We start from the raw sequence: 13,311 nt of genomic DNA, 5'->3' as shown, positions 1-13,311 counted from the left end.
ACGATTTAATCGTTTTCAGCGACATTACGGCATGGATGCTCTTTCTGCTGCGCGGTTTACTTGAGGCTCGAATCCGGACTGCACGCGGACCGCAAGCTGTGCGGGCGTCGCCCCGGTGTAAAGGAGATGATTCCCCGATGGCGGAGAACCAGTTGACGTATGAACTCGACGGCGACGTCGGGTTGATCGGGATCAACCGGTCAGAAAAGCGCAACGCGCTGCACGAGCAGATGTTCGTGGAACTCGGTCGGCTCATCGACGAGGCCGCCCGGCACGCGAAGGTGGCCGTGATCTTCGGCGTCGGCGGCGACTTCTCAGCTGGTCTGGACCTCGCCGAGACCGCTCGCCGCCTGCTGGCCGGGGACATGCAACGGACGCGGGTAGGCCCGCATGCTCCGCATATCGCTTTCGACAAGATCGCCCGCGGACGTATCCCCGTGATCGCTGCCCTGACCGGTGCGGTGGTCGGCGCAGGGCTCGAGCTGGCCGCCTCGGCGCACATCCGGGTGGCCGACGACACCGCCTTCTTCGCGCTGCCCGAGGCGCGGCGCGGGATATACGTCGGCGCTGGTGGCTCGGTCCGCGTTCAGCGCCTGCTGGGCAACGCGCGAATGACCGACATGATGCTCACCGGCCGGGTCCTCGACGCCGAGCAGGCGCTCGCCCAGAACCTGGTCCAGTATCGGGTCGACACGGGCAAAGCGCTCGAGACCGCGCGTCAAATCGCGAAGACCGTCGCCGGCAACACCCCCGAGTCCAATTGGGCGATCACGCAGGGACTCGCCCGGGTGAACGACATGTCCTACGACGACGGCCTCTTCGTCGAGACCCTGGTGGCTCACAATGCGCTCTCGGCGGAGTCCGAGCAGCGCCTGCGGGATTTCGTCGAGAAGCGAGCCGAGCCGCTGGAGCGCCCTGCCACCGTCGCACAAGTGAAAACAACCCGGTAAAGGTGCCCGATGACGAGCAACCGAGATGAATCGACCCCCGCCTCGGCGGTGGAGACAATACTCAACCCACGGTCGATCGCGATCGTCGGCGTCTCCGCGAAGCCGGGATCGAGCGGGCGCACCCTGCTGGACAATCTCCAGCGCAACGACTATCGCGGCGAGATCCACCTGGTCGGCCGATCCGGCGGGGAGATCGGCGGACTTCCGCTGCTGGCTGCTGTCGACGAGCTGCCCATGGGCGTCGATCTCGCGCTGCTGATCCTGCCCGCGACCGGAATCCGGGACGCGGTCGCGGCCTGTATCCGCAGGGGCGTCCGCGTGGGCGTCATCTACGCATCCGGGTTCGCCGAGTTCGGCGACGCGGGTCGCGCCGAGCAGGCGGAGATCACCCGGCTGGCCCGGGCGGGCGGGTTGCATCTCGTCGGGCCGAACTGCATCGGCTACACCAACTACGTCGAGCCGCTGAACACGGTCTTCCTGCCTGATACTCCGGTACGCCGGCTCGACCCGACCGCGGGGCCCGCTGTGGCCGTGCTGGCCCAGAGCGGCGGGCTCATGAGCATGATCTTCCAAGGCTTGCAGGCCCGGGGAGTGCCGATCTCATATCGCCTCTCGACCGGCAACGAAGCCGGACTCACGCTGAGCGACTACCTGGCGTATCTCGCCGACGACCCCGCGACCGGCGGCGCCGTCGTCTATGCCGAGGACATCCGTGATCCGGATGGCTTTCTGGAGGCGGTCCGGAAGGTGCGTGCGCGGGGAAAATTGCTGGTATTGATGCATACCGGCCGCAGTGCCAGGGCCCAGCAGGCCGCGGCGTCGCACACCGGGGCGCTCGCCGCGGACTACGGGGTGATGAAAACCCTGGCGACGCACGCGGGCGCGTGCGTGGTGGAGTCCATCGAGGAACTCGTCGATGTGGCCGAGATTCTCGCGCGGTACCCCCAGCCCCCGACGGGAGGCGCCGCGGTCGCGACCACCTCGGGAGCCTTCTGCGCGATCGCTCTCGATGCGCTGGGCGATCTCGACATCGAGGTTCCGGCTCTCTCCCCGGGCACCGAGGAAACCCTCGGGGCCCGGCTGCCGGCGTACATGAAGCCGAGCAACCCGCTCGACCTCGGCACGGCGGTCGTCACCGATCCGGAGCTGTTCCACGACGGGCTCGCCGCACTGCTCGGCGACGATCGGATCGGTTCGGTCACGCTCGCCGTCCCGTATTCGCATCCCACCGCCAACCAGGAGATGCTCAGGCAGGTGACCAGGGCCGCGGCTGGGCAGCCCAAACCCGTCGCGGTCGCCCTGCTCGGCGACGTGCTGCCGATCCCCGCTGAACTGGGCGCCTATGCCGCCGAGCACGGGGTGGTCATCTCCAGCTCGCCGGAGCGCAGCCTGCGGGCGATGGCCGCGGTGACCCGCTACGGGCGCTCCCTGGCCCGCGCCCGGGCCGTCGCCACCGCACGGGATGACCTGATCGGTCCCCTCGATCTCGGTCCGGGCGCGCAGCCGGAATGGCGCGGCAAGCGGATCCTGGCCGCGGTCGGCGTGCCGGTTCCGGAGGGCGCGCTGGCCACCTCCGTCGACGAGGCCGTCGCTATCGCCGCGAAGATCGGGTATCCGGTGGCGGCCAAAGTGCAGGCCGCGGCTCTGCAGCACAAGACCGAGGTGGGCGGGCTGGTACTCGGCATCGCCGACGAGGCCGGCCTGCGCACCGCCTGGACCGAGCTGAACGACCGTGTCGCGGCAGCCACCGGCGTCGATCTCGACGGGGTCCTCGTCGAGGCAATGGCACCCCGGGGCATCGAGTTGATGGTCGGCGCGAAGCGGCACTCGGCCTGGGGCCCGGTCGTGATGATCGGACTCGGCGGCATCTGGGTCGAGGCGCTCGGCGACGTCCGGCTGATCCCGCCGGACCTGGCCGAATCCGAGATCGTCGACGAGCTCGAGAAGCTGCGGTCGGCGAAGCTCTTGGGCGGGTTCCGCGGGTCCGCCGCCGTCGACCTGGCCGCGGTGGCCAGAGTGGTCGCCACCGTTGGCCGACTGGTGACCGAGCATCCCGACATCGCCGAGATCGACATCAACCCACTTCTGGCCCGTGCCGACGGAGCGACGGCGCTCGACGTGCTCATCATCGGTAGCGACGCCGACCGGACCACAGAGGCGGTGAGCCGAACATGACGGAGCACACTCCCGCGGCGACGAGCGGCGCGGTCGGCGCCGACGGCGAGGCCGCCGCGCTGGAGCATGTGCGGCATGCGGAGCGCGCGGCCGGCAACCTACCGGGCCTGCCTCGGGTAGACGCCGGCTGGCGTCCCGGTCACGCCGCGGTAGTCGGTGCTGGGACGATGGGCGGCGGGATCGCGATGGCGCTGGCGAATGCCGGGATCCCGGTGACGCTGATCGATCGCAGCACGCACGATCTCGACCGCGGTCTGTCCCGGGTCGCCGCGAACTACGCATCGAGCGTGCGCCGCGGCCGGCTCGATGCAGCCGATGCCGACCAGCGGCTCGCGCTCATCGGGAGGGCAACCGACATGGCAGCCATCGGCCAGGCCGACGTCGTGGTGGAGGCGGTCTTCGAGGAGCTGGCGGTGAAGCAGGATGTCTTCGGCGCGATCGACCGGCATGCGCGTCCCGGCACCCTGCTCGCGACCAATACCTCCGCGCTGGATATCGATGCCATCGCGAGTGTGACCAGTCGCCCGGAGGATGTCATCGGGGCGCACTTCTTCAGCCCCGCGCAGGTGATGCGCCTGCTCGAGGTCGTGCCGGGCGCTCAGACGGCACCGTTGACCGTGGCTCGCCTGATGGCGCTGGGCCGGTTGCTGGGCAAGGCGCCGGTACGCGCGGGCAACGCGCGCGGGTTCATCGGCAACGCGATGCTCTTCGACTACCACCGGGAGGCGCTGTTCCTCCTCGAGGAGGGCGCGTTCCCCGCAGATGTCGACCGCGTCCTCACGCAGTTCGGGTTCGCCATGGGCCCGTTCACCATGACCGATATGGCCGGGCACGACCTGGCCGTCGATTCTCGTCGCCGGGCGATCGCGACCCGGCCGACGGGCCGTCGCTACTGCGACCTCGACCTGTGGCTCGTCGATCTGGGCCGGCTCGGCCAGAAGAGCGGCGCCGGTTGGTACCGCTACGTTGACGGAGACCGAACTCCGCATCCGGACCCGGACCTGAATCGGCAGCTCGCGGAGTACTCCGCGCGCATCGGCATCGAGCGCCGCCGGATCGGTGCCGACGAGATCCTCGAGCGTTGCCTGTACGCCCTGGTGAACCGTGCGGCGTGGCTGTTGGAGCAGGGCGTCGCCGCCCAGCCCAGCGACATCGACCTCGTCTACGTCACCGGCTACGGCTTCCCCGCCCGCAAGGGTGGCCCGCTGTACTGGGCCGACTCGGTCGGTTCGGCTGACGTGCTGGCCGCCGTCGAGCGCTTGCACCGACAGCACGGCGTGTGGTGGGAACCGGCGCCGCTACTGGTACAACTCGCTCGCACCGGCGCGGCTTTCGCCGACCTCGGTGCGGCTGCGAACGGAGTGTTGTCATGACCAGCTACCGACCCGCGATCGATCTCGACGCGATCACCGCGCTCGACATGCACACCCACGTCGACGTCTCCGCGCGAACCCCCGCGCCGGCGCACGACGAGGTCCGCGCCGCGATGGCGAAGTTCTTCAAGACCGAGCATGCGCCTTCCGGAACGTTGCCGGATCTGGCGGCCTACTACCGCGAGCTGAGCATCGCGGCGGTCACCTTCACCGTCGACCGGGGCCCGTCGCAGCCCGATCCGGCGCTGAGCAACGACGAGATCATCGAGGAAGCGGCCGCGCACAGCGACATCGTGATTCCGTTCGCGAGCGTGCATCCCGACCGCGGCGAGCAGGGCGCTCGCACCGCGGAGCGGCTCATCGTCGAAGGTGGCGTCCGCGGGTTCAAGTTCCATCCGAACGCGCAGGCTTTCTACCCCAACGACCGCAAGGCGTACGACCTCTACGAGGTACTCAACGCACATCGCATTCCCGCGCTGTTCCACACCGGCCAGAGTGGAGCGGGAGCCGGTACCCGAGGCGGCGGCGGCTTCCGGCTGAAGTACTCCAACCCGCTGCACCTCGACGACGTCGCCGTCGACTTTCCCGACATGCCGATCGTGCTCGCGCATCCTTCCTTCCCGTGGCAGGAGGAGGCGCTGGCCGTCGCCGTCCACAAACCTCAGGTGTACCTCGAGCTGTCCGGTTGGTCGCCGAAGTACTTCCCGCCCATCCTCGTTCAGTACGCCAACACACTGCTGCGCGACAAGGTTCTCTTCGGCAGCGACTTCCCGATGATCACCCCCGAGCGCTGGCTCGCGGACCTGGAGCAGACTGGCATCAGGGACGAGGTCAAGCCTGGGTTGCTCAAGGACAACGCCGTGCGGCTGCTGGGCTTGTGAGCCGGGCTCGCCGGCGCCACCGTGGGCCGGTCGCCACTGATCGTGTTCGACATTCGAGTAGAGGAAAATAGGTTGCCGTACAACTGTAAGCCGGTACCCAGCAGCGTCCTGATCTTCGGCGCGGGCGGCCATATCGGCGGGCCACTCGCCCGCTTCCTGGCGCGTGAGGCGCCGACGGTCCACCTGCGCCTGGCCTCGCGCGATAGCGCACGCGCCGCCACGCTTCAGGCGCAGTTCCCGCACGCCGAGGTTGTGCAGGCGGACTACACCGATCGCGCGTCTCTCGAGGCGGCGGTGCGCGATATCGAGGGAATTTTCGTCCTGACGCCGAGCGGTACGGACGAAGCGCCGGCGATGACGGGTCTCGTCGAGGCCTGCCGATCGGCACGGGTGAATCCGCACGTCATCCGGTTGCTCGGAATGCAGCCGGAAGCCGACCCCGGTCGCATCCCGCAATCCCTGCGCGATCACGGATTGGGCCTGCCGATCCAGCACCCGATCGCCAAGGCGGTGCTCGGCGACAGCGGTCTGCCCGCCACCTTCCTCAACAGCGGCGCCACATTCATCGACAATTTCCGTTGGATGGTGCGAGCGCTGCGCGAGCGCCGGACGCTCGTATGGCCCGATCGACTGATCCCCTATATCGACCCCTCCGATATAGCCGAAGTGGCCGGACGCCTGTTCCTGTCGGATAATCAGCGGCACATCGGACAATTCCACACGATGAACAACGGACAGGATATCCTCCGGTTCGGCGAGGTCGCGGAATTGATGTCCGATGTCTGGGGTGAGCCGATCGCCTATGACGGAAGCCGGGCCGGGTTCTTCGCCGAATATGCCGAAATGGGGGACCGGCGGCTCGATTATCTGTGGGAATTCTTCCAGTACGAGCAGGACAACGAAGTCGTCTGGGCGCGAAACGACTTCGTCGAACGGACGATCGGACGCCGGCCCACGAGCGTTCGCGAATGGCTCTCGGCGCATCGGGACGATCTGCTCGGCCCCTGACGGCGCCGACCGCTGCTGGAATTACCTGTCATTGCTTGCCGCTTTTCGACAGAAAAATATCGGACGCTCGATCGTCCGGATTCGCACATCGCGCAGCCCACATGAAATACAAGAAATGCGCTGCCGGTCCATTACGCCGCGAGCCGCACCGATGGTGCGCACGATCGGCTGTTCAAATTATCAGAAACAAAAGGAAGGAGCCTGCGATGACTCTGCTCGAAAGCGTCGAGTGGTCCGGCAATATCTTCGCGGGTCAGTGGCACAGTGGCAGCGGCGTCCGGTACGAGGTGGTGGAACCTGCCACAGGTCGACCACTGGGCAGCGTGGGCACGGCCTCGCCGCAGGATGTCGTGCGGGCGGGGGAGCGGGCCGCCACCGCACAGCGGGAATGGGCGGCCCGGCCCTACCTCGAACGTTCCGCGGTACTGCAGCGGGCGGCGGCGCTGTTCCAGGAGCACCGAACCGAGATCGTCGATTGGCTGATCCGGGAAGCCGGTTCGACCCGGTTCAAAGGCGACATCGAGGTGCAGGGCTCGATCGGCGAGTGCGCGGAGGCCGCCGCTCTGGCCGGCTCCCCCTACGGTGAGCTGTTGCGGTCCCCGATGCCCCGGCTGAGTATCGAGCGAAAGATCCCCGTCGGCGTGGTCGCGGTGATCTCTCCGTTCAATTTCCCGCTCATCTTGTCGATGCGCTCGATCGCGCCCGCGCTCGCGCTCGGCAACGCGGTACTGCTGAAGCCCGACCCCCGCACCGCCGTGTGCGGCGGCGTGCTCATCGCCCGGATCTTCGAGGAAGCGGGGCTTCCCGAAGGCGTGCTGCACATGCTGCCCGGTGGCGCCGACGTCGGCCGCGCCATGATCGACCATCCCGAAGTGCGCGTGGTGTCCTTCACCGGCTCGACCGCGGCCGGCCGGATCATCGGCGCGCAAGCGGCAACGACGCTCACGCGGGCACATCTGGAGCTCGGCGGCAACAACTCGCTGATCGTATTGGGCGACGTGGATCTCGAGGCCGCCGCGTCATGTGGCGCGTTCGGGACCTTCGTCCATTCCGGCCAGGTCTGCATGGCGATCGGCAGGCATCTGGTGCACGAATCGGTATACGACGACTACGTAGGCCGGCTCGCGAAAAAAGCGGACGCGCTGACGGTGGGCGACGGTTTCCGCACGGACGTCGCTGTCGGACCCATGATCGACCAGAAGCAGCTCGGCCGCGTCGAGGACCTCGTCGACCGCAGCGTCGCCGCCGGGGCACGGCTGGTCGCCGGCGGCACCCACGACGGGTTGTTCTACCGGCCCACCGTGCTGGCCGACTGCACTCCGGAGATTCCGGCGTACGCCGAGGAGGTCTTCGGCCCGGTGGCGTGTGTCCGCAAGTTCACGACGATCGATGAGGCGGTGGCGATGGCGCGCGACACCGAGTACGGGCTCAGCCTCGGCGTACTCACCAACGACCTCGCCGCCGCGATGGCGATCGTCGATCGCGTTCCCGCCGGCCTGGTGCACATCAACGACCAGACCATCAACGACGACCCCACCGCCCCGTTCGGTGGTGTTCGCGCTTCCGGCTCCTCGCGGGTCGGCGGGCGCCGCGCAAACATCGAAGCCTTCACCGAGACGCAATGGATGACGATCCGCGCCACGGCGCCGACATACCCGTTCTGATCCGGCACGCAGAGGAAATCAGCATGACCAGAGCACAAGCAGCGGTGGTCGACACCGTGGGTGCCCCCTTCACATTGCAGGAGATCGAACTCGACCGTCCCGGCCCCAACGAGGTGGTCGTGCGTTTGGTCGCCGCCGGTCTGTGCCACACCGACCTGAGCGTCCAGGCCGGTTACCTCCCTTTCCCGTTGCCCGGCGTGCTGGGCCATGAGGGTGCCGGCGTGGTCGAGACGGTTGGCGCGGCGGTCACCCGCGTAAAACCGGGCGACCACGTCATACTCACCTTCACTTCCTGTGGTCGCTGCCAGGCATGCGGTAGCGGACATCCGGCCTACTGCGCCACCTGGCCGTCGGCCAATCTCCTGGGACAACGCGCTGACGGCAGCAAGACGCTCCGGCGCGGCACGCAGGAGTTGGGTGGCCGCTTCTTCGGGCAGTCGTCCTTCGCGACGCGGGCGTTGTGTGACGAGCGCAGCCTGGTCGCAGTGGACCCCGCCGTGCCGCTGCATGTTGTGGCGCCGCTGGGCTGCGGTGTGCAGACCGGAGTCGGTGCGGTCCTCAACGTACTGCGGCCCAAGTATGGCTGCTCGTTGGCGGTGTTCGGGTCCGGCGCGGTCGGCCTGTCCTCGGTGATCGCGGCGACGTGGACCCACGCGGGCACGATCATCGCCGTCGATCGAGTACCCGAGCGTCTCCAACTGGCCGGCGATCTCGGGGCAACGCATACCGTCAACGCGGCGGAGCAGGACGTTGCCGCAGCCATCGCCGAGATCACCCACGGCCGCGGCGTCGACCACGCCGTCGAGACCACCGGCAACACCGCGGTGCTGCGCGGTGCAGTCGACGCCCTGGCCGCGCAGGGCTCGTGCGCGGTGGTCGGGGTGCCCCCGTTCGGTTCGGAGGTGTCCCTCGACGTCAACGGGCTCCTGTCCGGCAAGCAGGTGATAGGCGTCACCGAGGGCGATTCGCTGCCGGAGACCTTCATCCCGTTTCTCGTCACGCAATACCAGGCCGGCCGGCTGCCGCTGGAGCGGCTCATCACCGAGTTCGCGTTCAGTGACATCGAGAATGCGGCCCGTGCCGTCCACGCCGGAGAGGCGGTCAAGCCGGTTCTCCGGTTCGACACCGCGTAGTATCCACGGCCGGTCCCGGGCGGGCGGCCACCGCGGCTAGTTACCGCTTCGGTCGCCCACGAAACCGGCCCGGCCGCCTGACGCGGCGGGTGCCGGCGGGTAGTCCTCGACGGTCATGCAGTTGTAGAGGCGTGCGCTCTTGGTGGCGCGGCGCAGGAGCGCGCGCCTGGGCCCCGCGGGCAGGGCGGAGATCAGGCGAGTGCCCTGGACCAGGCCCGATACGCCGAGGCGGGAGGTGGGGATCAGGGTCTTCGCCACGCTCAGCGCGACCGCGTGGCTGCCGCGCACATGCTCGGCCATCGCGCGCTCGTAGGCGGGGAAGGCGCGCTCGTGGTCGCCGCCCGCCCGCGCCAGCTCCCCGGCGAGGACGTACGCGCCGACGACGGCCAGGGTGGTGCTGCCGCCAACGGCCGGGCCGGGGCAGTAGCCCGCGTCGCCGACGAGCGTCACCCGTCCCCGCGACCAGGTGTCCATGCGGAGCTGGGTGATCGAGTCGAAGTAGAACGCCGGAGTGCAATCGAGCTGGTCCAGCCAGCGATCCACGTCGGTGTGCATGCCGCGGAACGCACTGCGCAGCAGGTCTTTCTGCCGGACCACGTCGCGGTGCTGGTAGTCGAACTCGCGATCGCTCCGGAACAGGAACAGCGCCCGCGCGCCGTCGAGGTGCCGCGCGCCGTACATGCCCGCGGTGCGGCCGACGCCGACGTGGAGGCGGAGTTCGCCGTCGAGGCCGAAGGCGTTGGGCAGGGTCAGCACCCCGAGGTACGCCCCGATGCCGGCGCTGAAGCGGGACTCGTCGCCGAAGACGAGGCGGCGCACGGTGGAGTGCAGCCCGTCCGCGCCGACGACCAGGTCGAAGCGGCGTGGTGCGGCGTTCTCGAACCGCACCTCGGCGTCGGGCGAGATCGCGGTGATCGAATCACCGAAGACATACTCGACGTCCTCGTGCGTGGCGTCGTAGTAGATCTCGCTCAGGTCGTCGCGCATGATCTCGACGTGCCGGTCGGAGGTGGCGCTGAAGATCTTGGCGACGTCTACCCGGACGCAACGCCGTGCGCCCTCCGGGTAGAGGGTCATCCGGCTCGTGCCGGTAGCCCGCGCCTCGACGCGCGGGAGCACGCCCATCTGCTCCGAGATGTTCATCGCGGGCCGGAACAGGTCGACCGCATGGCCGCCGGTCTTGCGCAGAGCCGGTGCGCGCTCGACGACGGTGACGGAGTATCCGTGCCTGGTGAGCCAGTACGCCAGGACCGGACCGGCGATGCCGGCGCCGGAGATGAGAATCCGCATCAGTCTGCGTCCTTACTTGCCGAAGTTTTGTTCAATGGGCATGCGCGTGCCTGGTTATCGTGTCTGCCCGCAGCCGTGGTGTAGTCGGGCAGTGCAGCCGTCACGCCGCCTGGAAGGCGAGTGCCGCGCCGCATGCCTGCGCTGCCCCGACGAAGAACCCACCGGGCAGATCGCGCGTGGTGAAGCCGTTGCCTTGCAACAGCTTTCGAGCCGACGCGACGTCTTTCACCGTGACCGTCTGCCCAGCCATGTAGGGCAGTGCGGGCACCGGCTCGTCGGGCCGCACCGCGCCGAAGTCGGAGACCGCGACGATCTCCACCCGGCCCGCTGGGAGCGCAAAGACGTGCAGCGGCCCCTCAGCTACCGGCGCGACATCGAGAACGAGTGCGTAGCGCGTGACGACCGCTCCGATCTGGGAATCGTCCACGACCAGGAGCACACTGTGCAGATCGGTAGCGCCGTTGGCATGCTCGAGGTAACGAGGCTGGTGGATCAGCTCGGGCGTGAGGTGCTGCGCGGCATGGATCAAACCCTCGGGGGTGAGTGCGCGGTCGAGATGAACCGCCTGAAAGCGGGCCGTCGCCACGCCGGTGGGTGTGTCCACATCACGCTGCAGTGGCAGCACACCGGACGCCGACAGCCCCGCCGCGCGCAGCCGTTTCTCGGTGAGTTCGGCGTCGGGACTGCCGAACGAATAGCCGTGCAGCCCTTCGTACTCGGCGATCAGCGGGCGGATGTTCCACGGGTCGACCGACCCGTCCCCGAATAGGCCGAGCAGTTCCAGATAGGTCCGGCCGAACAGGGCGCACCGGTTGCCGGCGCCCATCGGTGCGCGTTCGCCGCCGGGACGATCCGAGCCCATGTGCATGGACAACGGGCTGAGGGTGAAGCCGAGCCTTTCGTACGTTGCCGCGGTGGCGTCCATGTCCGTGGTGTAGAGGACGGAGTGGTCGATTCTGTCGATGTCTCGAGCGATCATGATGCTCCTTGGATTCTTGTGTGTCGGTCGGCCCAGAAGGCTTCGTGCGATCCCGCTCGGCCGCTATGGCCGCTTGCCGATCGGTCGGTGATCAGCGAGGAGCCGGCCGCCGAGGAAGTCCAATACCTGGTGCAGCGCGGCCTGCGTGGGCTGGCCGGGTTCATCGATGAGGTGCTCGGTCAGCACCGAGTGCGGGCTCAGTGCTGCGTCGGGATTCGCGTCGGCGTCATCGAGTTCGATCGCGATGAACGCCTCGCCGAGCTGCTCCCGCAGGAACTCGAATCGCTCTGCGGGAGAACGCCGATCGCCACGGAAGCGCAGCCCCATTACCGCAAGCCCATCCACGCAGCGTTGTCTGACCCGAGCCAGGTCGGCCGGCGAGAGGTCGATGTTGTACTTCCGCCGGGAGGTGAGCCCCAGTGGTAGCCCCGGCTGGGACAACACGGGTGCGACCAACCGGTCGTCGACCGCCATGGCCAGGGCGAATCCGGCCGTGAAGCACATTCCGACGGCGCCGACTCCCGGTCCGCCGCAACGGTGATGCTCGTGCTCGGCCAGTGCCCGTAACCAGTGCACGACCGGTGAGGTGCGACCGGTCGCCAGTACCAGAAATTCTCGGCTCACACAGATCGGGCCGAACTGACCGGCCACATTCGTCAGGGCAGCGGCGAGCCCGTGCGCGGCGGGGTTCGGGTCGCGTCCGGGATTGCCGTACAGGTGCGGCACCACCGCCGTGCACCCCAGGTCCGCGACCCGCCGCGCGAAGTCGAACACTTGCGGCGAGATACCCGGAAATTCGGCCATGACAATGACAGCGGGCCCGAATCCTCGACGAAAGAGGGTGCGGGTCTTGCCATCGTAGGTGAACGTATCGCGCTGGAAGTCGATGAGGTCGTCGTCTGCCATGTGAGGCCTTTCTCGTGGAATGAATGGCTCTCACTATCGGCTGACCGGCCGCGCCGACTATAGGAAAAATGTTCCCCAGGTCTGATTGCGGTGCGTCGAGAACGAGGAGTGTGGCTCCCGCGTCACCGCGCCCGGCGTGATGTCGGCGAAGCTGGACATGTCCCGGCCGAGATGGGACTGATCGGTATAGCCACAGTCGGCTGCCACGTCGGCGGCGGGTCGGCCCGCCACCAGCCCCTCGACCGCGCGCCGGAACCGGACCAGCATCGCGGCCCTTTTGGGGGTGAGACCGACCTGGGATTCGAACCTCGCCCACAGCCGTTTTCGGCTCCACCCGCAGGACGCGGCGAGTTCGGCGACCGTGACGTGCCCCCGGCTCGCGACAATGCGTTCCCAGCTGGCAACCACTTCCGGGTCCGGTGTCCGGGGCCTCGTATCACAGTGCGCCAGAAACGATTGCGTCAGCGCAAAGCGTTCGTCCCATGTCCCGGCGGCCGCAAGCCGCTCACGCAACCGCAGCGCCGATTGTCCCCACAGATCTTCCACGCTGACGACTCCGCCGCCCAGTTCGGTCGGCGCGAGATCGAGCGACGAATAGGCACGTATCGGCGACAGGCGCACCTCGATGCACTCGGCCCGCTCGCTCCGGATACGCATCCTCCCGGTGGAGATTCCCGAGACGAAACCCGGGTACCCCTGCTGCCGGACAGCGCTGTCGACGATCAGTTCGTTCCCGCCGAACTCGATCAACACGGTGACCGCCGGTACCCCGACCACGTGGATGTCGAGCCCGGCGGCGTCGCGATCACGGAACCCGATCATCGCGGCACCGCCCGCCGACACAGCACCGCCCGCCGATACGGCGCCGGCCGGACGCCCGAAATCCCATCCGCCGCCCCGACCACTGTCCGGGCTCATCGTCTCCACCTATCCAGGCTAATCAGGGGTTCCG

At 68.2% G+C, this 13,311-nt stretch carries 11 protein-coding genes; 7 read left to right on the top strand and 4 right to left on the bottom strand.

What is annotated here, in order from left to right; translation table 11 throughout:
- The first annotated feature begins 137 nt into the window (after positions 1–137).
- The 7 genes from ACT86A_RS24755 to ACT86A_RS24725 all read left to right on the top strand — a co-directional run bounded on the left by ACT86A_RS24755 (position 138) and on the right by ACT86A_RS24725 (position 9,184).
- Complete coding sequence (locus tag ACT86A_RS24755) at positions 138–950, top strand: crotonase/enoyl-CoA hydratase family protein (protein ID WP_445094609.1); 813 nt, start codon at positions 138–140, stop codon at positions 948–950.
- A 9-nt stretch (positions 951–959) separates the two neighbouring features.
- Positions 960–3,125 carry an acetate--CoA ligase family protein gene (locus ACT86A_RS24750; RefSeq protein WP_445094608.1) on the top strand — a complete coding sequence of 722 codons (2,166 nt, stop codon included), beginning with the start codon at positions 960–962 and terminating at the stop codon, positions 3,123–3,125.
- Complete coding sequence (locus tag ACT86A_RS24745; RefSeq protein WP_445094607.1) at positions 3,122–4,498, top strand: 3-hydroxyacyl-CoA dehydrogenase; 1,377 nt, start codon at positions 3,122–3,124, stop codon at positions 4,496–4,498. Before ACT86A_RS24750 ends, ACT86A_RS24745 begins: the two co-directional genes overlap by 4 nt.
- A complete protein-coding gene (locus ACT86A_RS24740; protein ID WP_445094606.1) occupies positions 4,495–5,379 on the top strand; it encodes an amidohydrolase family protein in 885 nt (294 codons plus the stop codon). Before ACT86A_RS24745 ends, ACT86A_RS24740 begins: the two co-directional genes overlap by 4 nt.
- 72 nt (positions 5,380–5,451) lie before the next feature.
- Entirely contained in the window at positions 5,452–6,387 is a 936-nt protein-coding gene (locus ACT86A_RS24735; protein ID WP_445094605.1) for an SDR family oxidoreductase, read from the top strand.
- 206 nt (positions 6,388–6,593) lie between these two features.
- On the top strand, positions 6,594–8,051 hold the full coding sequence (locus ACT86A_RS24730) for a benzaldehyde dehydrogenase (protein WP_445094604.1): 1,458 nt from the start codon (positions 6,594–6,596) through the stop codon (positions 8,049–8,051).
- Positions 8,052–8,074: 23 nt separating this feature from the next.
- Entirely contained in the window at positions 8,075–9,184 is a 1,110-nt protein-coding gene (locus ACT86A_RS24725; protein ID WP_445094603.1) for an NAD(P)-dependent alcohol dehydrogenase, read from the top strand.
- Positions 9,185–9,220: 36 nt separating this feature from the next.
- Here ACT86A_RS24725 and ACT86A_RS24720 read toward each other — a convergent pair whose 3' ends face one another.
- The 4 genes from ACT86A_RS24720 to ACT86A_RS24705 form a co-directional block, all read right to left on the bottom strand.
- Positions 9,221–10,474 carry an FAD-dependent monooxygenase gene (locus ACT86A_RS24720; RefSeq protein ID WP_445094602.1) on the bottom strand — a complete coding sequence of 418 codons (1,254 nt, stop codon included), beginning with the start codon at positions 10,472–10,474 and terminating at the stop codon, positions 9,221–9,223.
- 100 nt (positions 10,475–10,574) lie between these two features.
- Complete coding sequence (locus ACT86A_RS24715) at positions 10,575–11,453, bottom strand: VOC family protein (protein ID WP_445094601.1); 879 nt, start codon at positions 11,451–11,453, stop codon at positions 10,575–10,577.
- A gap of 63 nt (positions 11,454–11,516) precedes the next feature.
- The gene (locus ACT86A_RS24710; RefSeq protein ID WP_445094600.1) at positions 11,517–12,359 is read right to left on the bottom strand and encodes a dienelactone hydrolase family protein; all 843 of its coding nucleotides are present in this window, start codon (positions 12,357–12,359) and stop codon (positions 11,517–11,519) included.
- A gap of 57 nt (positions 12,360–12,416) precedes the next feature.
- Entirely contained in the window at positions 12,417–13,277 is an 861-nt protein-coding gene (locus ACT86A_RS24705) for a helix-turn-helix domain-containing protein (RefSeq protein ID WP_445094599.1), read from the bottom strand.
- Positions 13,278–13,311: the final 34 nt, after the last annotated feature.

The organism is Nocardia glycosmidis (assembly GCF_052545115.1).
Note: the sequence above shows the minus strand (reverse complement) of the source record. Positions and strands in the feature narration are given on the sequence as shown.